Source organism: Desulfovibrio sp. GTC20076, from assembly GCF_055385905.1.
Genome location: NZ_AP039366.1, coordinates 880,272 through 906,802 on the forward strand (window position 1 = coordinate 880,272; position 26,531 = coordinate 906,802).

Sequence of the window (26,531 nt, forward strand, 5' to 3'; positions counted from 1 at the left end):
CTCTCGGGACCGCGCGAGGCGGGTTTCCGGGCGGCGCCTTACAGGGCCGCTCCTGTAAATGCCTTTACAAGTTCCGCATCGGGCTGGGGAATGACCACCATTTGCTGAAGGCTCTTGCCCAGCGCATCGGCTGCGGCCTGTGCGGCTTCACGCACGGCGGCCACATCGCCTGTAAGCACAAAGTAGGATTTGCCGCCGATGCCCTGCCCCATAACCAGCCGCATAAGGCTGACATCGGCTTTTTTTACGGCCGTATCCGCCGCCATGATACCGTCGGCGGCATTGCGGCATTCAATAACGGCCATGGCCCGGCCGCCCATAGGGGAGGGCTGGCGGCGCAGGGCTGCCTGTACCTGCTGCGACACGGGCGAGATGGCATATTTTCCGGCCAGATGAAAACCAGTACCTTCAGCGGCGCGAAGAGCAGTTTCCACAGCTTCGCGGTCGCCTTCGACCAGGATGAGCAGGCGTCCGGCGCATATGACCGACGCCCGCACCAGAGTAACAGGCGCGGCCTTGAGCATGGCATCGGTGATTTCAGCACCGGCCGCTATGCTGCGGCTGTCCACAATGCCCAGAGTATCCATGGCTTATGTGCTCTCCGGTTTTTTGCCCATCATTTCTTCCTGATCGAGAATGCCCACAATGGCGGCATCAACGGGCGCTTCCTGATTATACAGAGCCTTGCGGGCGGAACTGCCGGTGGTGATAAGCACCCGCTCGCCAATGCCCGCTCCCACACAGTCCACGGCCACAAAGCTTTCAGCCAGCTTGTTGTGGGCGAGGTCAAGCCGCTGCACCACCATGAGCTTCAGCCCGTTGAGGGAATCTTCTTTGCGGGTGGCCCAAACATTGCCGACAACAATGCCTATAAGCATGTGACACCTACAGATTTTTCAAAATGGTCATATGGTTGTTCGCCGCGGCCTCCTGGGCCAGGGGCGTCACCACAGCCCGGCGTGGCACGCGAAGGGTCTGCGCACCAGTGCGGGCGGCCTCTGTCACATGGTCCGCCGTTACGAGACTCTGGCTCAGCCGGGCGGAATCCGGAGCAGGCGCTGCAAGCTCCGTCAGTCCAAAACCGGCCAGTGCAGCCTCGTAGCCTTCATACAGTTTCAGAAGAGCAAAGGGAGCCGTCTGGGCGTGAGCGCGATAGGCGAAGCCCAGCGTACGCACTTCCTTGCCTTCAAGCAGCAGGTCAAGCACCTTGCGAAGAGCGAGGCTTGAAGCCCTGCCCAGGGCCAGGTCCGCCATGTCGGAACAGCCGAGTTCCGGCAGAACGTACACTTGTGCGCTGTCGGGTTGTCCGGCACCTTCAAAGCGTATCCGGGCTTCCGGCAAACGGTCTTTTACCTGACCGGCAAGCCTGTCATCGGCGGGAGCCAGAATCTCCACCAGTGGCCCGGAAGCCTGACCGGTCTGCTCCGGCAGTATGTCGCCGAGTTTGGCCAGAACGCGCTGTACCACGGTATTTATGAGGGCCTGCGTATCCGCATTCATGGCCGCATTCTTCTGCATTTCCATATTTATGATCAAGGCTGTTTGATGTTGAAAACCTTTGGCTGCCTTTACAGGGTGTTTACATCCGCACTGCGGGCTGCCCGCAGGTAGATTTTTTACCGGCAGCGGCACTTCAACGTCACAATATTCTAGTCAGTGCAATTGAGGGCTATGCCCAGGGGGGTTACCAGAAAAGGATTGGCGGGCTTGTAGGTCGGCACGCCGGTATATTTCTGGATAACCTTTTCCATATCCTGCAAGCAGCAGGTGCCGCCCACGAGATACAGGGCCGAAACATTACGCCCCTGCACATGCCGGTGAATGATGGATCCCATTTTTTCAATGACAGGTCGCACCACAGGCAAGATTTCTTTCTGACGGGCCTTGTCTTTTTTCAGGTCTTCGGCTTCTTCAAAACTGATGTCGTAGTTGCCGGCCAGCACCAGGCTCACGTGAGTGCCGCCTGTGGGTTCGTCGGCAACATAGACGACCTTGCCGTCTTCCAGTACGGCGATGCCTGTGGTGCCGCCGCCGATATCCACGATGGCCCCGTCGCGCACGCCAAGCACGCTGTTGGCCGCTGTGGGTTCATCCAGCACAGAGGTGACCTGATAGCCCGCGCCCTCCGCCACATGGCGGTGGGTGGCGCAGTCGCGTTCACTGGTCCCGGGGGGGACGGCTATGGCCGCCTTTTCAAGCTTGCGGCCCAGCTTTTCTTCAAGTTCCTGCGTAAGCTCACGTACAATGCGCAGCCCGCCCGTGTAGTCGACGATAAGGCCGTCCTTGACCACCTGGGCAAAGCGCATGGCGCAGGCCACAGGCTGCTTTTTTGCATTGACCGCCACAACAACAATATAGGCTGTGCCCAGGTCCACGCCCACATAGAGCGGCTCCGTGGCAGTGACCTTGCGGGGCTTTTTGCGGCATTTTTCCAGGGTGTCCATAAGCTTGTCAGCGGCGGTAAAGTCCATTGCTAACCTCTGCTCAGTCCGATGATCATGCCGGTGGCGCCGGGCTTCCAGCCCGCGCTGTTGCCTTCGTCGGCATCGATGTGCATAGCCAGCTTGAAGTTGTCGCTGACGCGCACCAGCACGTTTTCCAGAATCATGGGGCGTTCGGTATCAAGCCGCACGTCGACCATGTCCTTGTCCTTGAGTCCGAAGCGGCGGGCATCGTCTGTATGCATGTGAATGTGGCGTGAAGCCACGATGACGCCGCAGTCCAGACCAACAATCCCTGTGGCCGAAGCCAGAATGATGCCCGGCGTGTCTTTAATGTCGCCGCTTTGGCGAACAGGCGGATTGATGCCCAGAGCGCGGGCGTCCGTCCGGGATATTTCTACCTGGGAAACATCGCGGGCGGGGCCGAGTACGGCCACATTGTCCATAACGCCCTTGGGGCCGATAAGACGCACGCGCCCCGTGCTCAGAAACTGCCCCGGCTGGGAAAGCGGCCTGTCGGGCCGTAGAGCCTCGCCGAAGAGGGTAAGCGCGTCTGACACGCTCAAATGAGCGTGACGGGCTGAAATTTCCACCGGAATAGGCCCGGCGTTCATGGCGGTAGCGGCAGATTCGCCGCATTCCTGTGTCAGCACCTTGCGGACCACGCCAGCCAGAAGATCTTTAAGAGCTTGCTCGTTCATCACTTGAGTATTCATCTCGGCTCCACTGTCCGGCGGCGGGCGGGGTAGGGATGCCGCATCGCCGCCGGACTCGTGTCGTGGGTATGGGTTAGGCTTCGCGCTTGGGCAGGATCATCTCCACTTCGCTGTGCGGGCGGGGGATAACGTGCACGCTTACAAGCTCGCCCACTTTTTTGGCGGCGGCTGCGCCAGCGTCGGTAGCGGCTTTCACCGCGCCCACGTCACCGCGCACCATAACGGTCACAAGGCCGCCACCCACCTGGCTGCGGCCGATAAGGGTAACGTTGGCAGCCTTGACCATGGCGTCGGCGGCTTCAACTGCGCCGACAAGGCCACGGGTTTCGATCATGCCCAGGGCGTTGGAAGAAGTGGTCATAGCGGTATCTCCTTTGATTTTTAACAATAGTGTTCAAATAGTTTTTGATCTGATGCGACAACGGCAGGGCCGGGCCGCGGTTTACAAAACTTTTTTCAGTTCCGCCACGATCATTTCCGTAACGGCATTGATATCCAGCCCGCCAGCGGCTGCTGCGGCCGCCTGGGGAGCGACCACGGCATCGTGGTTGGCCCCGTGGTGGCAGCAGCCCGAAAGCATGGCTGAGGGCGGGTAGTGCCCGGCGGAAGCCGCAGGAGCAGAAACGCCCGCCATGGTGGAAACGCCGCACGATGCGGAAGAAGCGCAGGAGCAGCCCTGTGACTGCAGATCGTAGGCCACGCGGCGCACGTTGAGCAGGTTCAGGGGGGTTACGTTGTCGGAAGTGGCACTGCCGCCCACTGCGCCGCAGCCCAGGGTGAAGGAGGGGAACAGGCCGGTGGAAAGACCCACGGCTCCCTGTGTGGAGGGCGTATTCACCAGCATGCGCGACACAGGCTTTTTAAGGCCGAACTCACGAATGACCTCTTCGTTCTGCGAGTGGATGGACAGCGAATGGCCCACACCGCCGTTGTGCAGGAGGGCCGTGCACAGTTCGCAGGCTTCGCGCCAGTCTTCCACCACATAGAAGCCCAGCAGGGCGGTGAGTTTTTCTTTGCTGAAGGGGTACTTGGGTCCCACGCCTTTTTCGTCGGAAACCAGCAGGCGCGTGCCCTGCGGCACTTCAATGCCGGCAACGCGGGCGATGCTCAGGGCATCACGGCCCACAATGGCGGGGTTCATGCTGCCATTGCCGCGTTCCATGACGCGCTTGACTTTTTCAAGCTTTTCTCCGGCAAGAAAATAGCAGCCCTGAGCTTCCATAACGGCACGAACCTTGTCGGCAATGCATGACTCGGTAACGATGGATTGCTCCGAGGCGCAGATTGTGCCGTTATCAAAGGTTTTGCTGCTCATGATCTTGGTCACGGCATCTTCAATATTGGCACTGCGCTCAATGTAGGCAGGCACGTTGCCCGCGCCGACGCCCAGAGCAGGGGTGCCGGAGCTGTAGGCTGCCTTGACCATGCCCGGGCCGCCTGTCGCCAGGATAAGGTCAGCCATCTTCATCAACTCGTTGGTGCCTTCAATGGAGGGCAGACTGATGCTGCTCACCAGATCGGGCGACACGTGGCAGGCGCGCAGGGCACCCTGAATGACTTCCACGGTTTTGGCGATGCAACTGCGGGCACTGGGATGCGGGGTGAACACAATGGCGTTACCCGCCTTGAGCGAGATAAGCGCCTTGTAAATAACAGTGGACGTGGGGTTGGTGGACGGCACGATACCGGCAATCACGCCAACGGGCACGGCAATTTCAACGATCTTGGTCACCGGATCAGAACACAGCACGCCAATGGTTTTCATGTCCTTGATGCAGGCATGAACTTTTTCACTGGCCAGCAGGTTCTTGATTTTTTTGTCCTGCGGTCTGCCGAAGCCGGTTTCTTCAACGGCCATGTTTGCCAGAACTTCAGCCTGGGCTGCCGTGGCTTCGGCCACGGCCCTGACCACGTCATTCACGCGTTCCTCGCTCAACTGCGCGAATTCGGGCTGGGCCTTGCGCGCTGCGCGAACCAGGGCGCGGGCCTCTTGAATGGAAAGCAAATCCTTATCAACCATGTCCTACTCCTTTTCCTTCCGTGCCGCCCGGTCGATGGCGTTCATCAGGGTTTGCCTGTTGGACGAGGCGATCTGCTCACGGGAGAGGTCTACCTTCATGTCTTTGGCAAGCTGACGAAGTTTGTTCATGCTCATGGTTTTGCATTTTTCGGGATCATAGGCTTCCTGCGCCTCAGGGGCCGGGGCCTTCCCGCTGGTCTCGGCCTTCGCGCCGCCTTTCGGGGCTGCGGGGGCCGAGATTTCTTCCACAATCTCGACAAGTTCCACTATTTCAACTTCCGCTGTTTCTGCTTTCGGCGCGGCGGCTGCAGGGTCCGGGTCTATAGTGTATTGCCCGGGCTGCAGAAGCAGTATGCGGTCAAGTTCGCCGTCAGGGCGGGGGATTACGTGGCAGGAAACACAGACCGCGCCTTCCAGCCTGGACAGCGAGGCCTGGGCCGCGTCTACAGCCGACTGCACGGCCGAAACTTCGCCTGCCACGGTGATGGTCACAAGGCCGCCGGTCGCCAGCGTTTTTTCAAGCAGGCGCACATTGGCCGCCTTGAGCATGGCGTCCGCCGCTTCAATGGCTCCTACAAGCCCTTTTGTTTCTATAAGTCCCAGTGCCAGCATGGCGTATTCTCCTGTTTTTGGCAGATGCCCTAGTGCCTGATGACCTTCACGTCCAGCCCGTAGGTTCTGAGGATGGACTCAATGTGCTGCAAGTCGGCATCGTCGAGCACGGGGTTGTCCTTGATGGGATACTCCATGTCGAGCTGGGCGTACTTGCTTACCCCCATTTTGTGGTAGGGCAGCAAATCCACGCCCTTGAAATTTTTTCTTTTGCCATGCCCTGTCAAAAAGCGGCCCACGGCATGTATTTCGGCATCGTCATCGTTGTAGCCCTTGAGCAGGGGCATACGGATATTTACATTACAGCCGTTTTCAAGCAGCCATTGCAGGTTGGACAGGATCAGTTCGTTGCGCACGCCTGTAAGCGCATAGTGCTTGTCGGCATCCATGTGCTTGATGTCAAAGAGAAACAGGTCGCAAACTTCAGCCAGCGCGCGTACTACTTCAGGTTTTGCGTACCCCGAGGTTTCCATGGCGGTGTGGATGCCCTTGTGCCTGCTGGCCAGCAGCAGGTTGGCTACAGCCTCATGCTGCGCCATGGGTTCACCTCCGCCAACGGTCAGCCCCCCGCCGGAGTTTTCGTAAAAAAGCCAGTCCTGCTCGATAACTTCAAGCAGTTCTGAAATGCCTTTCTGCTCTCCGGCAATAGCCAGGGCTGCTTCGGGACAGGCGTGCACACACTTGCCGCAGTTTATGCAGTCTTTGCTCCTGTCCACCACGTGGCAGCTGCCCGCGTTGGTCATACTGTGGATGCCCACGGGACAGACCGGTACGCACGCGCCGCAGTGAACGCATATGTCCTTTTTAAACAGGACCTCAAAGCGGCGGGTCTGGCTTTCAGGGTTGGAACACCATTGGCAGCGCAGGGGGCAGCCTTTGAAAAACACCAGGGTACGTATGCCCGGTCCGTCATACATATTGTATTTTTGTATGTTGAAAACTCTGGCTTTTCTTTCAATCACGATAAAACCCTGCTGTAGGCGCAGCACTGCGCTGTCTGTCGTTATCTTTCATTTTGCCGCGCCCCCTCCACGAGAAAAAAGGGGGCGCGGCACGTGCCGCATCCGGTCTAGAAGTGGCGCAGCACAGTTCTGCTGATGATTTCGTCCTGCACGTCCTTGCAAAGTTCCACAAAGAAGGCGCTATAGCCTGCCACACGGACCACAAGGTCGCGATAGTCTTTGGGGTTCTGCTGGGCTTCAAGCATGGTCTTGTTGTCCAGATAGTTGAACTGCATTTCACCGTTGCCAAGTATGCTGGCAGAGCGAATGAGGGTGATAATGCCCTGTTCGCCTTCGGGGGTATCCAGCAGGCCGGGCATGAGCTTGAAGTTATGCACCATGCCGATGTTCATGTTGTCGTTGGACATCTTGGACACGCTCTTGATGATGGCCGTGGGACCCTTGTAGTCCGCGCCCTGCGTGGGGCTGATACCGTCGGAAAGCGGCTGCCATGCCTTGCGGCCGCCGGCCGAAGCGCCCAGGAGCTGACCAAAGGGCGTGTTGTTGGAAATGGACAGTGTACCGTGGCTCAGGATGGAGTAGAGCGTCCGGTACTTGCGGTGCTCACGCTCGGTAAAGGCGATGAGGTCGGCGGCGATATCGTCGGCATAGTCATCATCGTTGCCGTATTTGGGCGCGGCCAGGCAGTCGGCCAGAATGGCGTCATAGCCTTCAAAGTTGGCTTTGAGCGCCTCGTTAAGTTGCTGCAGGGTGTACTTCCTGTCGTCATACACGAGCTTCTTGATAGCGGCCATCGAGTCGGCGTAGGTTGCAAGGCCGCTCCAGATCACGCCGGGACCGAAGTTGTACATGGCACCGCCGGCGGCTACATCGCGGCCTTTTTCCATGCAGCCTTCGTACATGATGGACATCAGCGGCTTGGGCGCCAGGTCGCGGTGGACACGCTGGGAGATAACCGTAGCCACGCTTGACCATTTGGTGATGTACCTGATCTGTTCCTTGACGGCGGCATCAAACTTTTCAAAAGTGTCGAACTGGCTCAGATCGCCGAGGTCAGGGCAGACCTGCTTGCCGTACCAGAGGGGCACGCCGCGGTTGAGTACAAGCTCGATGCAGATGGGCCACTGGGTGTATGCCGTGGACGTCCACTGATACAGGCGGCCGGATTTTTGCGGTTCCACGCAACCCATGAGGCAGTAGTCGCGGGCGTCTTCAATGTCGACGCCCTTGGCCAGCATCATCTTGATGTGGGTGTCGTCAAAGTGCACAGCCGGAAAACCCATGCCCGAACGGATGACGGACACGATTTTTTTCAGGTATTCCTGGGGCGAGGTGTTGTGCACGCGGGTAGCCAGCGAGGGCTGGTAGATGCGCACATGACGCACCGCATCCATGAGCAGATAGGTCAGGTCGTTGGTGGCGTCGCGCCCTTCACGGCTGACGCCGCCAACGCACATGTTAACGAAGGGCTGGTAGCCGGCAAAGAATTTGGAGCTGCCTTCGCTGGTGAGCCACATCATTTCAGACATCTTGATGAGCATGCAGCCTGCGAGGTCAAAGGCTTCATAAGGCGTCATGCGGCCCGCTTCGATATCGGCCTTGTAGAAGGGGTACATGTACTGGTCGACACGGCCGATGGACATGCCTGTCTGGTTTTCTTCCACAACCAGCAGTGATTCCACGGTCCACACGGCCTGAATGGCTTCCCAGAAGGTGGTGGGGGCATGGGCGGGAACGCGGGCGTTGACCTCGGCGATCTTGAGCAGCTCGGCCTTGCGCCTGGGGTCGTTTTCGCGAGCGGCCAGCTGTGCTGCGTATTCGGACATGCGCCGGGCGTAGATCATGACGCCTTCGGTGGTTTCGATAACCGACTTGTAGAAGTAGATCTTGTCGATATCCTCGGGCCGGTCATAGCTCAGCTGTTCCAGGTGTTCACGTGCTTCGCGCTGAATGTCCAGCATGCCCTTCTTCATGAGAATGACGTCGTAGCCGGGGTTGGAGTCGCCGCCGCCGTTGAGGGCGTGGTAGGAGCAGTCGGATACATAGGATTCACCCGAAAGTTCCCACAGACCGGCTTCGCGGTACTGTGCTTCACAGTATTCATCTACAGACTTGCCCGCCCAGTAGGGGAAGATTTCCTCACACAGGATCTTTTTGTCTTCTTCGGCAAGGTGGAAAGGGTCCTGGGCGCGACTGTCAATGGTATCCAGCTCATCCCTGAGCCAGCGCCAGGAAATTTCGGGAGAAAAAGCACCGGCGCGGGGCGCGCCGTTGGGGGCGCCGACAATGAGTTCATGGTCCTGGATAATCAGCGGAGCGCTTTCGCAGCAATGGCGAAAAGCAGTGGCGCGCAGCAGAATACGCGGCATACCGGGGTTTTCTTTGTCAATCTTGGTGATTGTGCGGGCGCGGTGAATGGTGATGCGCGGAACCTGCTTGAGGTAGTTTTCTTTCAGCAGCACATGGCGCTGTGTAGGCCCTTCAGGTACGCCGGGACCAGAGTGGGCAGCGGGAGACGGCTGTGCCGCTGCGGAAGGGGCCGACTGGGCGGGCAGGGTGACAGTGGCAAAAATCTTGCGCAACTGCTCGCGCTCTTCAGGCGAAAGATTCTTGGTAACTTCCGCTATTTTGCTCGAAAAATCATGAAGATCCACGTTCTATCCTCCGTATTCTGCGGTCAGAAGGGCCTGCGGGCTTGGTGTGTGCCCCGGGGTCAGCGAGCCTGGGGCAGAGCGCCCAGAGCCTCGCGCAGTACGCGTCTGAGCAGGTCAAAGTTCTGCTCGTTGCCGGTCGCGCCCCCGCCGGGGGCGGACGGTGCGGTGAAATCCGCCAGCTGGGCGAGATCACGCACGCCATAGCCTATCTTTCTGCGATAAATGAGATTCATGGGTGAAATATTGTCTGATGTGATGCCGTAGCCCGCAATGCCACTGCCCTGCGTCATGGCGGGGGTAAGGTTGGTTGTCAGCCCCATGCCGCCAAAAGCAGCGCCGGTGTTGACCAGCAGGCGCGCCACGGGTTTTTTGAGGGCAAACTGGCGGATGACTTCTTCATCCCGGCTATGGATAGCCAGAGTTTGCGCATGCCGCTCCTGAAGCAGCAGTTCCACGCACTTTTCGCAGGCGTGCATCCAGTCAGGTTCCACGTAATAACCGAGGACGGGCGAGAGCAGTTCCCTGACATAGGGATCCTCGCCTGTAACGTACTTGCGTTCAGCCATGAGCACTTTTGTATCGGCAGGAATGGAAAAGCCGGCCTTGGTTGCAAGGGCCTCGGCAGACTGGCCCACCATGTGGCGGTGACGGCGTCCGTCTTCATGAAAGAGCACCCGTGACAGGGCCTGCGCCTCGGCCTCGCTCATGAAATATGCGCCTTTGTCCTGAAAGGCCCGGCGGGTCTGCCGCTCAACACAGCCATCCACGATGACGCACTGCTCGGCTGAAGGCGCCAGCCCGTTATCAAAGGTTTTGCTGGCGATAATATGCTCCACGGCGGCTGGAATGTCGGCGCTGCGCTCGATGAAAACCGGGCCGTTACCTGTGCCGCCATAGATGAGGGGCTTGCCGCTGGCGCGGGCAGCCTCGAACATGCCGAGCACGCCCGTAACCATGACCAGGGCCACGCCGGGGTGGCGCATGAGTTCTTCCGTGCCGCTTTTTGCCACAATGTCCAGATAGGATATGGCCCCTTCGGGCAGGCCGTGGGCCTGACCGGCGGCAATCATGATATCCAGGGCGTGGCGCATGCTGTCCACAGCACGGGGGTGGAGGGAAAAAATTATGGCATTGCCGGACTTGATGGCCAGCAGAACGTTATAGATGGCGGTAGATACAGGACTGGTCACCGGGCAGAGGGCTACAATGACGCCCAGGGGCACACCAACGTCATAAACGCCTTCCTGCTCCTGCCCGCCAAGATAGCCGACGCAGCGCATGCCGCGCAGGCTCTGCCGGACCCGGCGACAGACAAAAAGGTTTTTGGCCATTTTGTCCTGCCAGCGGCCACAGTCGCTTTCTTCATGACACATGACGGCAAGGGACTGCGCATGCGTTTCCACAGCGTCTGCCATGGCTTCAACAATGCTATCCAGATTCTCTTGTGGCAGGGCGGCCAGTTTTTTGCCGGCTTCAATGGCATTTTCGGCCAGAATGCGCGCCTGCTGTATAGAAATGAGGTCCTTGTCGCCGATCATGATGCTGCTCCGTGGTCTGTGCCCGGCTAGGCCAGAGTGTACCGCCGTACAAGTTTTACAAGATGCCGGTGAGGGGTGGGGATGACGCAAGAACTGTAGACGTCTGTACCCATATTTTTTACGGCCTTGACGCCCGCCTCCACTGCGGATTTGCAGGCCGCCACGTCGCCCTGAACAAGGGCGGAACAGTAGCCAGAAGCCACGTTTTCATAGCCGATAAGCTCCACATCGGCCGTCTTTATCATGGCGTCAGCCGCTTCCATAAGATAGACGATCCCGAAGGTTTCAATCATGCCCAGCGAACGTAGGCCGGGGTCACCCTCGGGTATGGAGTCCACAACGTGGGCCATGGCGATGCCGCCAACCCCGCGAACCGGGCGCGGCATGACATTTTGCGCCGTGATCTTGCCTATGGTGGCTGCAGCTGCGGCCCCGGCGGCCACAGAGGCCTGCACGGCTGCCACATCGCCCTTTACCATAATGGTTACAAGAGTAGAACCTACGTTTTCGTAAGCGATCAGTTCTACATCTGCGGCTTTGAGCATGTTGTCCGCCCCATAAATGGCAGGCACCATCCCCAGCGTTTCAATGAGGCCGAGGGCCTCCTCACCTGCATACAGCATACACGCTCCATGAGCTTCGTATTTGTGCCGCAAGCCACCTTGGCGGCGGTGAAAATGATTCTTATCTTCTTTGTAACCTTTCCCCTATGGGGCAAGGTCAAGGCCTTTTCGAATTTTTTGGTATAAAAAATTCAGTTTCATAGGCTCTTTGGGGATTGTTTTTATATTTAGTAAATAAACCATATAGTTATAGGAAGATAGCATTATTGGGAATTTTTTTTGGCAAAGGCGCCTTGCTACAGGCGAAGAAAACCTGTGTGGAACCTGTCATGTGGCTGCGGGGATTAATTGCGCGGTGTTTTTCAGGTTGTTTCTGTGGAAGCGTGATTGTTTTTGCAAGGATACGGAACGCATTTATGGTCTGGCTGTACGTGTATTTTTATGTGGTACTGATTAACATTTTTACATGTAAACAATGTCTTATCAGTGTGTTACGAAAAATATTTCCATTGGGGAACCTTGGGGCAGGCACATAAACAAAATGTTTGCTCAGTTCCCGCGCAGGGGATGGATAAGAGGAAAAAAGAAGGGTTAGCGCTATTTTTGAACAGCGTGGTCCAAGTTGTCTCTTTTTGATGTCGTCTTTGCCCGTGTGGGGGGAAATCGGATTGTGTTTGGGATAATATTCAATAAATATCTTGTGTTATGCATTTACTCCGAGGTGGTTCGCAACCGTTGCACGGCATGGTTTTTGAGATTTTTTCTCAATCAATGAAAAAGTGGAATTTTATGCGTCATATTTTATGAACTCTATTGACCTTCCTGCTTGGGGTAAGCTTATGGTGGAAGTAATTGGGCGTAGCGGCTTTGCCGGGGCAAGGACGTTTTCCGCCATATCACACCATTCAGTGAGAGAAGGAGTAGGTCATGGAGCACACGGTACAACCCTCTGGGGTTTCCGGCCTGGGCGGATCCGAGGCGGCCCTTGAGGCCAAAACAAAACTGACGAGCAGCTTCAGGCGGCGAGGCGTATTCACCGCAACCATGTCGGGGGTTTCTTACGGCACCTATACTGCCTTTATGACCCTGGCCATGACCATGGGCGTGTGGGGCGTGTGGTATGGGGGGGGATCGGGGCTTTCGGATTTTTCCGTCATGTTTCTTCTGGGGGCGCTGGGCGCGGCCGTTACTGACGCCTGCAGCGCTTTTTGGGCTGTGCTTATTGCCATAGGCAAGGGCAAACTGGGTGACTTTTTCCGCTGCCTGCGCACCAAACCCGGTGCCATCCTTATCGGCGTGGCTGTTATTGGCGGGCCTCTGGCAAGCACCTGCTATGTGCTTGGCCTGCAGAGCGCCGGGTCTATTATTGTGCCTATCAGCGCCCTTTGCCCGGCCATCGGTACCATTCTGAGCCGCATCCTTTTCAAGCAGGCGATTTCTGCCCGCATGGCTCTGGGTATTTTTATCTGCTTCTCTGCCAGCGCCATGATCGGCAGCACCGGCCTTGCCGAGAACGCGCCGCCGAACCTTTTTCTTGGCCTGACCTTTGGCTTTCTGGCCGCTTTCGGCTGGGGGCTTGAAGGCTGCGTGGGCGGTTACGCCACTTCCATGATTGATCCTGAAATCGGCATCACCATCCGCCAGGTCACTTCCGCTGTGACCAACCTTTGCATTCTGGTGCCCCTTTTCGCCCTCATCGGTGGCGACAGTGCCTTTTTTATGATCAAGACCGCCTTTACCGACACCGCCGCCATGCCCTGGTTCCTTGTGGCCGGCTTTGGCGCGTATTTTGCCTTCATGCTCTGGTACAAGGGCAACGCCATGTGCGGCACCGGACTTGGCATGTCGTGCAACGGCGCCTTCTCGTTCTGGGGTCCCTTCTTCTGCTGGCTTGTGCTCGGCCTGTGGTTTGGCATTGACGGCTACGCGCTGGCACCCCTGGTGTGGATCGCCGCTGTCATCATGGTGGCCGGTATCTTTATTATCGCTGTCAATCCGTTGGATTTCTTCAGGAAGAAGGGGTAGTCCGTCATGAAACCTTTGAACTATGCCATCCTTAAATATATGACGACCGTGACTGAGGCCTGCACCGAAGATGTTATGGGTGCCCTGAAGGGAACCTATGCTTCATTTCGTGCTTTTAACAAAAAAGACGTGCTGACTGCGCTCATGACCGCGGTCGCCAACGGTCTGCTGGTGGAATCGCGTTTTGAGCTTAATGATCAGGGCGAAGTGCGCATGTACTTCAGCGCTGATGCGGACGGCGCAGCTACCATTAACCGCTATATTCCGGACTAACGCCTGGCGTTGGTGCCGGATGTCCGGCCCTTATGCCTCACGGGCGGTTCTGCCGGCATTACAGATATTGACGGCGGAACCGCTTGTGGATAGCGAGAAGGCTTGGATTCATAAAACCCGTTAAAAAGTCCGTGTTGATCTCTGGGCAAAGAGACGGCGGTTTGACGGGTTTACAAAAGATGATGAGTATTCATCGGTTATTGACGTAAGCTGTTTGCCTGACGGTTCTTTGAAAAATGCAAGCGTTGATTGAAGAGTCGGGTAAACCGCACTGGCGCTTGCGCGGGGAAGAGGTTAGAGGCTTCCCCACGCAAGGCGGCCGCCGCACAGTGGGCCTGTGTTGCAGCTTTTAGGGCGATACGTCTGCGACCCATTACGGTCACGGGCTGTCATCCTGCCGGGCATCGCCCCTATTGCCCCTCTGTACAGGATTTCGGGTACTGTCATGACAAAACGAAGATATTCCATCAGCCAGATGAGCGAGATTTCCAATATCTCGAAGAAAGCCCTGCGCTTTTACGATGATCTTGGCCTGATCGAATCCAAGCGGCACGGAGCCAACAATTACCGCTATTATACACAGGAAGACCTGTTGGCAGTGCCGCCGCTGAAATATTACAAGCAGATGGGATTTCACCTTGGTGAAATCCGCGAAGCCTTCGAATTGGGCAGCAATACCTCGCTTACGGCCTTGCGCAAAATTTTTATGAAAAAGATCGAAGGACTTCAGGAAGAAGAAAGAACCCTGCACCTTCGCCTCACCTCGGTGCGCGACTGGCTTGAGTTGCTGCACGAGGCTGAGATGGTGCTTGAGAATGGTTTGCACAGTGTATCGGTAAAGTACGTGCAGCCGGACGACCTGCTCTTTCATGACCAGACTTTTTCATCCGATATCAAATCTGCCATCATAAATCTTGAATTTACCAACTATGTGGAGTCGGTGAGCAACAGCATCACCGGACCGGTCATGATCCGTTTTTCTTCCATTGAAGACCGCATCAAGGATGAGCCTCAGAACGTACAGATCCTGCAGAAGACCATCCTCCCCTGTCAGCCGGAAGAAACGCAGCCGTACGGGGGCTTTCTCGCGGCATGCTGCTACCATATCGGGGAGCACGGGGCTATCCGCGATACCTACAGGAAAATCCAGCGCTGGTGCGCATCGAACAACTATATTTGCGATCAGGGTTCGTATGAGCGCTACGTGACCGACTTCTGGACCACCAATCACGAAGAGCTTTTTGTTACCGAGGTGCTTGTGAAAGTCAGCCGCCCCGGAAATGTACGCAGCCTTATGGCAAAGGCAGACTGAACGCCTGGCGCAGCAGTGCCAACAGTTCCATAACGGCCTGAATTATGACGCGCCCGTCGCAGAGCCGGAGGTTCTCATGCAGGGATTGACCCTGGCCCGTGAATTTTACCACGCTTGTCGTCCTGTTTTGTGGGAAGAAATTCCTGATATCATGGCTCGTGCCGCAATTGGGCTGGTAGGCGAAGGTTCTGAGTGTTTTGGCTGCGATGACACGGCCTCTCGTGATCATGATTTCGGTCCTGCCTTTTGCCTGTGGCTGCCGCATGCCGAGCTACAGCGCCATGCGCCACGTATTGAGGCGGCTCTGAGGCGCCTTCCCGCCCACTTTGGCGGCTTTGACAGCAGACTTGCGCCTGCGAAACGCCTTGGCCGGGTGGGACCGTTGGCTGTTGAGGATTTTTACACTTTTTTCACCGGCTTGTCGGAACTTCCGGCTACCTGGCAGGAATGGCTGGCTATTCCGGAATATCAGTTGGCTGCCTGCACCAACGGCGAGGTTTTTGAAGACGGGGCAGGGGAATTCACACGGCGGCGCAGGGCATTGCTCGCTGGCTATCCGGATGATGTGCGGCTGAAAAAGATGGCGGCGCGATGCATGATCATGGCGCAGGCGGGCCAGTACAATCTGCCCAGATGCCTGCAGCGGGGCGATGGTCCTGCGGCCATGTTCTGCGTGACTCGCTTTGCCGAGGCCGCACTGTCGCTGGTATATCTGTGCAATGCCCGCTACATGCCTTTCTACAAGTGGGCCGCGCGCCTTGCGTCCTCGCTGCCCATACTGGGGGCCGAGGTTACGCAGACCGTGAACAGGCTTGCGGCCATGCCCTTGCGTGGGGCGGAAGATATGGAGGCTACGCGCGTGGCCGAAGATTTTTGTGCAGCCGTTGCACGGCATTTGCGTCATATGGGCCTGAGCCAAGATACGGGTAACTGGCTTTGGGCGCATGGCCCGCAGATCATGCGCCATGTGCGGGAACCTCAGTTGCGTCATATGGACATGCTGCAAGGCTGAAGGAGAGAGTATGGTGAGTCAGGAACAGTGGAGCAGGGATTTGCAGGCTGCCCTGGAGCCTCTGGCTCAGGGGTGCCCTGAAGACAGCCTTGCGCGGCTGCGTACGCTGTTACGCACATGTGACAATACCCCGTTGTGCCGCGCCACGACCCTTGAGGCCACGGCCCGTGTGCTGCTGGCTATGAGCCGGGGGGCCGAGGCTGTGTCTGTTATGGAAGAAGGTCTCGCTCTCTTGCGCAATGCCTATGGTTCATCTTCTCCCTTAACTTTGAACCTGATGCAGAATCTGGCCCATCTCTGGCTGGAAACGGGAAGCTACAGCAAGAGCGAAGAGCTGGGACTGGAAGCAGCTGCCGCTTGTGAGTCGGCCTTTGGCGCGCATTCTCCCCGTTTGGCCAGCGCGTTGCTTCACCTTTCTGCAGTGTATTACCGCCGAAAAGAGTGGGACCGGGCGGAACAGTGCCTGCAACGTGCCAGAGGCATATGGGAAGGGCATGCCCGCACGTCCGGGACGCTGCCGGACCAGCAACTGGGAACCTGCCTGAACAATCTGGGGCGCCTGTATGAAGAGCGCGGCCTGCTCGCTGCGGGCATAGACTGGCATCGCCAGGCCGTTGCCCTGCGTCGGAAGGTCTGCGGTGAGCACGAGGACACTGCCTTTTCACTGGGTAATCTGGGCGTGGCGCTGGCTTCTGATGGGCAGTGGATCGAGGCCGCCCGTACCCTTGAAGAGGCGGTAGCCTGTTATGAAAAACTGGGTAAAGGCCGCAGCGCTGAAGCGGAAAGCTATAAAAAAAATCTTGAGCTGTGCCGCAAGGCCTCGGCAGAGCAGGGGACGCAGCCGGTTTCGGGGTCGCAATCTCTTGGGCAGGATGCGCGCGAAGCGCTGTTGGCGGAAATTATCGAGCGGGAGCTTGTCATGTTTCTGGCAACACCTAATGAAGGCGGAACAGCCATCTGCCAGCAGCGGCCAGACAGTTTCAGGGGCATGAGGCGTATGGCCCATGAACCACTGAACACCGACACGCTTGCCTCGTATCTTGATGATCTGCGCAATGCCGAACTGGCGGGGCGCAACTTCATGATTGAAAAATACGCCCGCATGGATGACCGGCTGCCTCCTTTAAGTGTAAGCCCCTTGCTGGATGAAATTGCGGATGCGGAAGAAATTTTTATGCGCGACGCTTCTGCAAAATATCCCAATGTGATCGTGCCTGACAACCGGGGGGCTTTTAAAAAATACCTCCGCTGCGAACTTGAAACCCTTTCGCCAGGCACACTTGCCCTGTATGCCCGGGATCTGCGGCATGCCCGGCAGACAGGACGCAATACGGCCCTGGAGCGTTACGCCTGCCTGGCCCGCCTCATGGGCAAGTCCAGCCTTGAAGAACTTGAGGCTTCGGTTCGGGTTGCCGCTGTTTAGAATTCTTCAACACTTGGTTCTGTTTTTTCAGGATGGGCAAGGCGACTCCCTTGGGTGCAACCCGGCTGGCAAAAAGCCGTGCCGCACCGCAATGGGCTTGCCAAGGCCCTGACGGCCACAGATTCCGAGCAGATGCGGCAGTCCTGTGACCGGGCAAGGCGCATTTCTGCTGCGTTGTCACTAGGTGTAGAGTGTCAACACGTTGTTCACCCTTTCCCTCACTCGGTTTGCTGTTGTCTGGTAACTCCAGCTTTACCGACTTGGGGGAGGGTGAACAACCTATTGGAACACTACACCTAGAGCAATGAGCGTTTCAAATGATTGCTTAACGGTCGGCAAAGCCGCCCTACAATCATTTGGCTACAAGGATTTGGAGACAAATCCTTGTAGAGCATTTCAAGTGTGAAATGCTCTACAATACCCCCCAAGTAGTTCACAGGTATTGCTCAAGCGGCACACCGGCCGCCGGACGTATTGACCTTGCCGCTGTTCGCCGTCATTATCAGGCGCTGCTGGAATGTCTTTTTTAGACAGAAATTCCGGATAGCGTCTTTTTTATCTCTGAACGGGGTTCATCTCGCCGCCTCACAAGATGAAGATGGTTGTCTGTCAGCATTTTCATGCAATTTGATTTTATGTGCAATTTGATCCGGTGTTAATCACCGGACGTACTATTTTTCTGTGGAGACGTTTTTTATGCTCACTTATGATATGACTGTCACCCTTGCAGTGCTTGGTGTGGCTGTTATTTTTCTTGTAACTAACGCGCTGCGCAATGATGTGGTTGCCGTTCTTATTATACTGGCTCTGACGCTCAGCGGCGTATTGCCCGTGCAGGAGGCCATATCCGGATTTGCCAGCACCACGGTGCTTATTATCAGCTGTATGTTTATAGTGGGTAAGGCCATTATTCATACGGGCATTGCCCAGCGGGTGGGCGAGATGATCATTCGCCGCGGGGGCAGAAGTGAGCGCAGGCTGCTGCTCATGATTATGGGGGCAGCCGCCTCTGTAGGAGCGTTCATGAGTTCCACTGCTACGGCTGCCATATTTATTCCCATTACTCTTTCTGTGGCGGAAAAAACCCGTATCAACCCCAGGCGGCTGCTCATGCCGCTGGCTCTCGCCGCGCTTATCAGCGGCATGATGACTCTGGTGGCGACTACGCCCAACATTATTGTCAATGGCATCTTGCGCGAACGGGGCCTTGAAACTTTGGGTTTTTTCAGTTTTACGCCCTTTGGCATACTCATATTGCTGCTGGCGATGGCTTTTATGCTGCTTTGCGGGCAAGACATGCTGGCCCCCAAAGATTCGCGGATAGAACGCAAAAAAAGCCTTTCCATCGATGATCTGCTGCGCCATCACAAGATCGACAAACAGCAGTTTTTGTTGCGTATTCCTGAAGGTTCAGATCTTGTGGACCGCACTGTGGCGCGCATGCAGCTCAGCGCCCGGTATGGAATCACCCTGCTGGCAGTGGAAGGTGACGGCAATGGCAGAAGGCGAACCATTACACCGGCAAAACCCGAAAAAGTGCTCCAGGCCGGGGACCTTCTCATGGTTATAGGTTCGTCCAATCAGCTGCATACCTTTATAGAAACGTTTTCGCTGGAGCAGGTTTCTGCTACTGCCTCCAAGCGGAGAAATTTTTTTCAGGTGGTAGGCCTTGCAGAAGTGATGCTCAATCCGGAGTCAACGCTTATCGGAAAGTCGCTGAAAGAAACTCTTTTTCAAAGCACTTTTCAGAGCATGGTGCTCGGTATACGCCGCAAGGGAGAAACGCTGACGGAAGATGTGGCCGATATTCCTCTCAAGTTCGGCGATGTTCTGCTGGTCTGCGGCGCGTGGGAAGATATCCTGCGGCTTGAGCGCAATAAAAGCCAGTATCTTCTGCTTACATTGCCCCAGGACTATAAAGAAGTGATTCCCGCGAGGCAGAAGGGAAAAATTACACTGATCATTATGGCTGCTATGGTGGTCCTCATGGCTTTCAGCCTGCTGCCGCCGGTAACGGCCATTCTCGCCGCCACTGCCGCCCTGGTGCTCATGCGTTGTGTGCCGCTGAACTCTATTTATGAGGTGATAGACTGGCAGACCGTTGTCATGATCGCCGGAATTTTGCCGCTGGTGCTTGCGCTCCAGAAGTCGGGGATTATTTCTCTGGTTTCCGACGGTTTCATTCAGCTTTTATCCGGGGCGGGCCCCTTTGCTGTGCTGGCCGGGTTGTTTATGATTACGGCCCTGCTGGGGTTTTGCCTTTCCAGCACGGCGGTAGCCATGCTGATCGCCCCTATGGCGGTAGATGTGGGCCTGAAAATGGGCATCAGTCCCCAGGCCTGTGCCATGTCTGTAGCCATTGCCTGTTCTGCGGTATTTATTTCTCCGCTTGGTTCGGCAGTACATATGCTTGTTCGTGAGCCGGGCGGGTACAGCCTGAAGGACTACGCCAAGGTCGGTGCGCCCTTGCTGCTGTTGGCGCTGCTGGCGACAATGTTTTTTTGCTGGGTGCTTTATTTGCGTTAACTTTCTGGATTTTCTCTGATGATCTGATACAGGCCGGGCTTGCCGCCGTTTGCACAGCCATTTATGATACGGATAACGACGACGTGCCGGCGGCCACGAACGTCTTTTCCGGCGGTGGCCGGCGAGCAGGCAAATTCAGCCCGGCACTGTTCCGCCCTGTTTGCACTTTGCGGGAATAGAATCTATTCCTGTACGAAGCCGTATCAAGATTGATTTTATACAAGGATCTAGAGATGAAACTGCCGACACTTCCTCCCATTCTGAAGCTGCAAGTTGTGCTGAAAACCCTGGCCGTGCAAGTATGTCTTTTTCTGGGCATTCTGGTCGCCGTGTGGGGGTTGCAGCGTGCTTATTCGTTTATTGACGCCACGACCTTTCCAGAGCCGATGGCTCTGCCTGCCGCTGCAGACTCGTTGCCGGAAAACGAGAAAGGTAAAATTCTGCTTGATGCCATCACCCATCAGATGCGGCGCGAGCTTAATTCCACCTTTGGCTGGAGCATCAATGATATTGTCTTCAACCGCTTTATCCTGGATAACCGTGCGTATCGCCAGTATGGGGTGTACCACGCCACCAGATTCCTGCTGGATCTTTACTCCAGTCAGATAGCCAAGCTGGGAACCAGCGACAGGGAAAGCGAGTTTTTGTATAAGGCCCGTATTAACAGCTTTGCCATTGATCCGCGCAGCTTCATGTTTCCTTCTGCTGAAGGATCATACAAAAAGGGCCTCAAGCTTCTTGAAGACTATAAAAAATCATTAGACAACGGCACTGGTGTGTATAATTGCCGTTCTGATGATCTGTATGCTTCTTTTGTGACGGTGACAGGAGAAAATCTGCTCGGATATGCTCTTGGCCTTTTGCAAAACGCGCAAAACATGTCTTTCTATACTCTTGATAACCGTATTTATGAAGTTCAGGGAATCGTTTTGGTTCTGCGTGACTTTATTAATACTCTTTATGTCCTGTACCCTGAGATCAAAGCCAAGAATAATGAAGGAAACATGGCATCAGCCATGTCTTATCTGAACCGTATTTGTGAGTATGACCCGCTGTATATCACGTCGTCTTTCAATTCCGGAGAACTTGTCCTGTCCTACTTGCTGTTTGCCAAGGCTCGTCTGGAAGATATACGTAACAGCATTCGCATGTAAGGCAGAAGGGCGCTATCGCGCCTGGTGAAATACAATGGTTCGCGCTACCGCGAAAGAAAAACCGGTAGCACAGGCCGTCCGGTTCCGGTTGCTGTTGCAACGCTGACGAACCGGCGGCCTGTTTTTATGTTGTCCATGTGACCTGCTTCTGTTCAAACAGGACGGAGATGTGTACCATCGCTCAAGAGCGAAACGGCAGAGCCTCACGGCAAGAGCGGAGGAATACTATGGCCCCACGCTACATACTGGCCCTTGACCAGGGTACAACCAGTTCACGCGCGATCCTTTTTGATCGTGATGCCAACATAGTGCAGGTTGCGCAAAAAGAGTTTACCCAGATATATCCTGAGCCAGGGTGGGTCGAGCATTCGCCCAATGAAATTTTTGATTCGCAGGCGCAGGTTCTGCATGAATGCCTGCGGCTCGCACGAGTGAGCGGCAATGAAATTGCGGCCGTAGGTATAGCTAATCAACGGGAAACTACCATCGTGTGGGAGAAGTCTACCGGGGCGCCTGTTTATAACGCCATTGTCTGGCAGGACCGGCGTACAGCGGCCTTTTGTGATCAGTTGCGGGTTGACGGCAAAGCGCACATTATTCAGGAAAAGACAGGGCTTGTACTTGATGCATATTTTTCCGGCAGCAAGGTGCGCTGGATACTGGATAATGTACCGGGAGCCAGGGCAAAGGCCGATGCCGGAGAATTACTGTTCGGCACGGTGGATTCCTGGATTGTGTGGAACCTGAGCAAGCGGGGAACCCACGTCACGGACCCGTCCAATGCCAGCCGGACGATGATGTTCAATATCCACACGGGGCAGTGGGACAGCGAACTGCTTGAGATTGTGGGGGTGCCGCCCTCCATGCTGCCCGAGGTCGTCCCTTCATCCAGTCATCTGGCCGAGGTACATCCTGAATTTTTTGGCCGGGCGGTGCCTGTCGCTGGTATTGCCGGTGATCAGCAGGCCGCCACCTATGGCAACGCCTGCATGAGCCTGGGGATGGCAAAAAATACCTATGGCACGGGCTGTTTCCTGTTGCTTAACACCGGGCATAGTCCGCACGCCAGCTTGAACAATATGCTCACCACTGTGGCGTGGCAGACTGCGGGGGGATATTCCTACGCGCTCGAAGGCAGTGTTTTTGTGGACGGTGCGGTGGTGCAGTGGTTGCGTGACGGGTTGGGCATCATCAAAGATTCTTCAGAAATGGAAAGGCTGGCCGGTACTGTGCCGGATAATGGCGGGGTTTATATGGTTCCTGCCTTTGTGGGCCTTGGCGCACCCTATTGGGATCAGTACGCCCGGGGGACCATCGTGGGCCTGACCAGGGGAACCGGCAGAGGACATATCGCCCGAGCTGCAACTGAAGCCATTGCGTTGCAGACACTGGATATTATTGATGCCATGCAAAAAGACACGGGTATTGCCCTTACGGCGCTTCGGGTGGACGGCGGCGCCAGCCGCAACAACATGCTCATGCAGTTTCAGGCGGACCTCACAGGGGTTCTGGTTGAGCGGCCCACAGTAACAGAAACGACTGCCCTCGGGGTTGCCTATCTTGCCGGACTTGCCACAGGTTTTTGGGAAAATGAAGAAGAGCTGGCAAGTTTGTGGAAACTTGATCGCTGTTTTTCTCCCTCAATGCCCGGAGACAGGAGAGACGAGCTGCTGTATCAGTGGCATCGCGCGGTGCAAAGAGCTGCGCACTGGCTTGAGGAGTAGGGCAGAACAGAAAATTTGCAGGACGGCTGCAAGCAGCATGATGAACCTGTGGCTTTTGTCTGTTTTTGTTCAGGGCAGCAGAGGTTCTTGACTTATCCCTGTTCATTGGGATAAAAAGCTTTTCGCACCACGGGTACAGGCGTATCGCCCTGGAACCCCAATGTGCCGGGATGGTGGAATTGGTAGACGCAGCGGACTCAAAATCCGCCGGGGGCAACCCCTTGCGAGTTCAAGTCTCGCTCTCGGTACCAGAAAAGTTAAAGGGTTTGCAGAAATGCAGGCCCTTTTTTCGTCTCCAATCTGTATACCGCTGTGTACCACCGTATACCGTGGGTCATAGATCCCGCCCCCCCCATCCATCCGGGCAACGCTTCCTTACGATACGTTACTCTGAACGTACTATCACCCCAAGGGCTTTGTGCGACATTCGCACTGCCTCGCCAAGGCACGGCCTTTTCACTAGGGCTGTGGCCTTGGCTTTGCCCACGAAGAGCACAGGTTGAGCATCACGAGGGCTTGCATCGCGTTGCGACTGATCCGCACGGTATTTGCGTGGCAGGCTGCTCCTCGGGGCGACATGCCGCTGAACCGGTCAGCAGCACAGGCATGGGCACAAGGCTTTCCTGTTGATGGCAATGCGTTCAGCAATTACGCGACTCCTTATCGTTGCTCATCTGACCAGAAGACAACAAAAGAAAAATGGTTTGCTTCCATTCTTGCAAATATTGTGAAATTAGTAGTTATTTCAAATTATTGAACGGTTTATATGACGGGAAAGAGTATCATTTTAAGCGGGCTTGCCGCTACGGAATGTGCTTTAAGATGGATTGCATCATTCATTAATAAATTTGCTATGTTACAGTATTCAACTTTTATTATCTATAAATCCTGTATTATTTGTTAATTTGTTGTTTTGTATAGCTTAAATGTTGAAACAGAGCTTCAGGGAGGAAAATTTTTCAATGCTATTGACATGAAACTGAGTGGCGTTTAGATCTTTTATGAATTTGAATTTCATTTTTATTTTCGATGACTCTTGTTTCTCGCATGCTGCAAAGCAATGCGGGTCGAACAGTAGCGCCTTAGGGGTGGACAGAATGCTCTCAGCAATGAACTCGGTGAGGGAACAGGGAGGGGTGAATTTCTAAAGAGCTTCAGGGCCAGGCAGAGGTCTTGTTGAGCAAAGCTCTCGCGCGACTATAAACGCACCTTTGACCGTCACGCTTGTTTAAAAGTTCTTTATGAGCCGGAATCAGATGGGAGTGCGCATGAAAATGCCTGATGAATGTTGTGGACTTAGTGATGTCCGTCGTGAAATCGACAGCCTTGATAAAGAAATAGTCAACCTTCTGGGGCGTCGCCTTGACTATGTTCTTGCGGCATCCCGTTTCAAAAAAAACGAGGAAGACATCCCGGCGCCTGACCGGGTGAAAAGCATGCTTGTGGAGAGGCGTGCTTGGGCAAGGGAATTGGGAATATCGGAAGATTTTATTGAAAATTTATTTAAGCAGATCACCGCCTGGTATATCGCAACCCAAGTTGCGCACTGGCGAAAAGTGCACGCTCTGGATGGGGAAAAGAGCGATGGTTGATGCATTACGCCAGCCTCTGCGCATCGCCATGCACAAAGCTTGTGAGTCTGCCGCAAGGCTGGAGCGAGCCATCCTTGCCGTAGCGAGCATAGTCGTCCCCCGCATAGATATGTTTTCAGTATTTGCACGTTATTCTTCACAGATGGATGCAAATATTTGGCTTGGTCTGGCAGGAAGTTCCATGCTCGGCCTTGGTGCTGCCCTTGAGTGCACAGGGGAGGGGAAGGACAGATTCGCAACTATTTCAGCTTGTTGGCACGATGCTGTCAGGCACGCCGTGATTGAAGGGGATGCGCCTCCTGTGGCTTTCGGGGGATTTCGGTTTGACGCCGCGCGGCCCGCGTCTTCAGTATGGCCAGGGTTTGGAGACGGAGCGCTGGTTGTTCCCCGTCTGACTGTCGTGCAATACGGGCGGGATTGTTGTCGCGTTATAGCTGCGGAGCAGATGTTCCCTGGCTCAGATGCTGTTGCTCGGGCAGAAGCTGCTCTTTCCCTTTGGGAAGGTCTGGCTGGCGGCAATGCCATACATCCCACGCATAGGAACGCACATGTCCAGGTACTCATTCCAAAAAATGCAAAAAAACAATGGTGCGCTCTGGTCCATGCAGCCTTGCATAGCATCTCACAGGGTGATGCAAGAAAGATTGTGGTAGCTCGCACACTCAAGGCCAAGGCCACAGATCCTTTCACACTGCCAGATATTCTCGACAGGTTGCGCTCTGCTAATCCCAAGGCAGCCATATTCGCATTTGGTCGCAAGGGAACCTACTTTGTCGGCGCAACGCCAGAAATACTCATCACTGCCCATAGTGGAACATTTCGGACCATGGCTCTTGCCGGAAGTGCTGCCCGCAGTGAGACCCCCCAACAAGACGCCAGGTTGGGGCAAGCGCTTCTGACTTCTCCCAAGGACCGCCTGGAGCACGATTTCGTGGTGCAGGCAGTGCTACAGGCGCTTCAATCCTGCTGCAGCAGGATTGAAGCGGACTCTTCGCCAAGCCTACACAAACTGCCCACGGTGCAACACCTCGTCACATTTTTTAGAGGGGATATTTTGCCCCACAAGAGTCTCCTGGATGTAATTGCACGCTTGCATCCCACACCAGCGGTGGGAGGAGTTCCAGCCGGTTCCGCGCTGGCATTTTTGCGCGACCATGAAGGTTTTGACAGGGGATGGTACGCCGGGCCTGTGGGCTGGCTTGATGCCGAGGGAAATGGTGAGTTTATGGTTGCCCTCCGCTCTGGGGTAATACAGGGGAATGAGGCTGTTCTTTTTGCCGGTTGTGGCCTTGTGGCAGGTTCCGATCCTGAAAAGGAATATCAGGAGACCTGGATCAAGTTTTCAACCATGCTCAATGGCCTGTGCCCGGCCCAAGGTGCTGAATTCGTCATTTGAAGGAATATTAGAGGAATTACCGCTTCAAATGATTGCTTAACGGTCGGCAAAGCCGCCCTGCAATCATTTGGCTACAAGGATTTGGAGGCAAATCCTTGTAGAGCGTTTCAAGTGTGAAATGCCCTAAAGAACGAAAATGCCGCCAGGGATGTGGCTGTGCGCAAAAGTTTTCCCCAAACTTTTGCGGGCGATGTCTGGCATATTGGCATGGTGCACAACCCTTTTCAGTTCAGCAGACGAAGGGAATGCTCATTTTCGTCAAAAATATATTTGCTTGCCCGCCGTTTGTTCTGCTGTGGCAGGTTTTGGTGCGTGTGCCGGATACTTGATCAAAGGCGTAATACGGACTGTCCTCACATGGAAGCAGCGGAAAATTTTCTGCCGGTATTGACTTTGAATTTCAAATTCAATAGTAGTATGTATCCATATCGTATTTTGACTGTGGACTGTTATTCAAGGTCTTAATAATTATTTTTTGATGGTGTTTTATAAAAAAATTAGATAAATGCAATTAATTTAATTTATTATATACTATTTTGAAGTATTATTTTTGTAATTTCTATGAAAAATAACTATATTTTACAGTAA

23 protein-coding genes and 1 tRNA gene are annotated in these 26,531 nt (G+C 55.3%); 12 read left to right on the forward strand and 12 right to left on the reverse strand.

The genetic code is table 11. The annotated features are described in order from the left end of the window. Positions 1-38: 38 nt before the first annotated feature. The 12 genes from ACZ495_RS03945 to ACZ495_RS04000 form a co-directional block, all read right to left on the reverse strand. Positions 39-587 carry a BMC domain-containing protein gene (locus ACZ495_RS03945; protein WP_012624992.1) on the reverse strand — a complete coding sequence of 183 codons (549 nt, stop codon included), beginning with the start codon at positions 585-587 and terminating at the stop codon, positions 39-41. 3 nt (positions 588-590) lie between these two features. After that, complete coding sequence (locus tag ACZ495_RS03950; protein ID WP_012624991.1) at positions 591-878, reverse strand: EutN/CcmL family microcompartment protein; 288 nt, start codon at positions 876-878, stop codon at positions 591-593. Positions 879-885: 7 nt separating this feature from the next. Then, positions 886-1,524, reverse strand: coding sequence for a hypothetical protein (locus tag ACZ495_RS03955; protein WP_464262650.1), 639 nt, complete (start codon positions 1,522-1,524; stop codon positions 886-888). Between the two features lie 125 nt (positions 1,525-1,649). Further along, positions 1,650-2,471, reverse strand: coding sequence for an ethanolamine utilization protein EutJ (gene eutJ / locus ACZ495_RS03960; protein ID WP_464262651.1), 822 nt, complete (start codon positions 2,469-2,471; stop codon positions 1,650-1,652). A gap of 2 nt (positions 2,472-2,473) precedes the next feature. Continuing rightward, positions 2,474-3,157 carry a phosphate propanoyltransferase gene (locus ACZ495_RS03965; RefSeq protein ID WP_012624988.1) on the reverse strand — a complete coding sequence of 228 codons (684 nt, stop codon included), beginning with the start codon at positions 3,155-3,157 and terminating at the stop codon, positions 2,474-2,476. Positions 3,158-3,230: 73 nt separating this feature from the next. Then, positions 3,231-3,518: an ethanolamine utilization microcompartment protein EutM gene (gene eutM, locus ACZ495_RS03970; protein WP_072312132.1), complete on the reverse strand. Its 288-nt coding sequence runs from the start codon at positions 3,516-3,518 to the stop codon at positions 3,231-3,233. Positions 3,519-3,599: 81 nt separating this feature from the next. After that, positions 3,600-5,177 carry an acetaldehyde dehydrogenase (acetylating) gene (locus ACZ495_RS03975; protein ID WP_464262652.1) on the reverse strand — a complete coding sequence of 526 codons (1,578 nt, stop codon included), beginning with the start codon at positions 5,175-5,177 and terminating at the stop codon, positions 3,600-3,602. A gap of 3 nt (positions 5,178-5,180) precedes the next feature. Further along, the gene (locus ACZ495_RS03980) at positions 5,181-5,789 is read right to left on the reverse strand and encodes a BMC domain-containing protein (protein ID WP_464262653.1); all 609 of its coding nucleotides are present in this window, start codon (positions 5,787-5,789) and stop codon (positions 5,181-5,183) included. Between the two features lie 29 nt (positions 5,790-5,818). Then, a complete protein-coding gene (gene cutD, locus ACZ495_RS03985) occupies positions 5,819-6,751 on the reverse strand; it encodes a choline TMA-lyase-activating enzyme (protein ID WP_083577935.1) in 933 nt (310 codons plus the stop codon). A 107-nt stretch (positions 6,752-6,858) separates the two neighbouring features. Then, positions 6,859-9,405, reverse strand: coding sequence for a choline trimethylamine-lyase (cutC, locus tag ACZ495_RS03990; RefSeq protein WP_012624983.1), 2,547 nt, complete (start codon positions 9,403-9,405; stop codon positions 6,859-6,861). A 59-nt stretch (positions 9,406-9,464) separates the two neighbouring features. Further along, a complete protein-coding gene (locus tag ACZ495_RS03995; protein WP_072312129.1) occupies positions 9,465-10,943 on the reverse strand; it encodes an aldehyde dehydrogenase family protein in 1,479 nt (492 codons plus the stop codon). A 26-nt stretch (positions 10,944-10,969) separates the two neighbouring features. Continuing rightward, complete coding sequence (locus ACZ495_RS04000) at positions 10,970-11,566, reverse strand: BMC domain-containing protein (protein WP_464262654.1); 597 nt, start codon at positions 11,564-11,566, stop codon at positions 10,970-10,972. 867 nt (positions 11,567-12,433) lie between these two features. On the opposite strand from ACZ495_RS04000, the gene ACZ495_RS04005 reads away from it, so the two are divergent. The 12 genes from ACZ495_RS04005 to ACZ495_RS04060 all read left to right on the forward strand — a co-directional run bounded on the left by ACZ495_RS04005 (position 12,434) and on the right by ACZ495_RS04060 (position 25,943). Beyond that, positions 12,434-13,531: a membrane protein gene (locus tag ACZ495_RS04005; RefSeq protein WP_012624980.1), complete on the forward strand. Its 1,098-nt coding sequence runs from the start codon at positions 12,434-12,436 to the stop codon at positions 13,529-13,531. Between the two features lie 6 nt (positions 13,532-13,537). Then, the gene (locus ACZ495_RS04010) at positions 13,538-13,804 is read left to right on the forward strand and encodes a hypothetical protein (RefSeq protein WP_464262655.1); all 267 of its coding nucleotides are present in this window, start codon (positions 13,538-13,540) and stop codon (positions 13,802-13,804) included. A 445-nt stretch (positions 13,805-14,249) separates the two neighbouring features. Beyond that, entirely contained in the window at positions 14,250-15,116 is an 867-nt protein-coding gene (locus ACZ495_RS04015; RefSeq protein WP_012624978.1) for a MerR family transcriptional regulator, read from the forward strand. 76 nt (positions 15,117-15,192) lie between these two features. Continuing rightward, entirely contained in the window at positions 15,193-16,128 is a 936-nt protein-coding gene (locus ACZ495_RS04020) for a DUF4037 domain-containing protein (protein WP_012624977.1), read from the forward strand. 10 nt (positions 16,129-16,138) lie between these two features. Continuing rightward, positions 16,139-17,551, forward strand: a complete 1,413-nt coding sequence (locus ACZ495_RS04025) for a DUF4125 family protein (protein ID WP_464262656.1) — start codon at positions 16,139-16,141, stop codon at positions 17,549-17,551. 696 nt (positions 17,552-18,247) lie between these two features. After that, complete coding sequence (locus tag ACZ495_RS04030) at positions 18,248-20,077, forward strand: SLC13 family permease (protein WP_012624975.1); 1,830 nt, start codon at positions 18,248-18,250, stop codon at positions 20,075-20,077. A gap of 233 nt (positions 20,078-20,310) precedes the next feature. Beyond that, positions 20,311-21,231, forward strand: a complete 921-nt coding sequence (locus tag ACZ495_RS04035) for a DUF2333 family protein (RefSeq protein ID WP_072312127.1) — start codon at positions 20,311-20,313, stop codon at positions 21,229-21,231. 227 nt (positions 21,232-21,458) lie between these two features. Continuing rightward, positions 21,459-22,955: a glycerol kinase GlpK gene (gene glpK, locus ACZ495_RS04040; protein WP_464262657.1), complete on the forward strand. Its 1,497-nt coding sequence runs from the start codon at positions 21,459-21,461 to the stop codon at positions 22,953-22,955. A gap of 164 nt (positions 22,956-23,119) precedes the next feature. After that, positions 23,120-23,206: transfer RNA gene (locus tag ACZ495_RS04045), tRNA-Leu, on the forward strand. 248 nt (positions 23,207-23,454) lie between these two features. Then, a complete protein-coding gene (locus ACZ495_RS04050) occupies positions 23,455-23,712 on the forward strand; it encodes a hypothetical protein (RefSeq protein ID WP_464262658.1) in 258 nt (85 codons plus the stop codon). A 511-nt stretch (positions 23,713-24,223) separates the two neighbouring features. Next, positions 24,224-24,547 (forward strand): isochorismate lyase, encoded by a 324-nt coding sequence (locus ACZ495_RS04055; protein WP_012624972.1) that lies wholly within the window; start codon positions 24,224-24,226, stop codon positions 24,545-24,547. Between the two features lie 181 nt (positions 24,548-24,728). Then, complete coding sequence (locus ACZ495_RS04060; RefSeq protein ID WP_464262886.1) at positions 24,729-25,943, forward strand: isochorismate synthase; 1,215 nt, start codon at positions 24,729-24,731, stop codon at positions 25,941-25,943. Positions 25,944-26,531 lie beyond the last annotated feature (588 nt).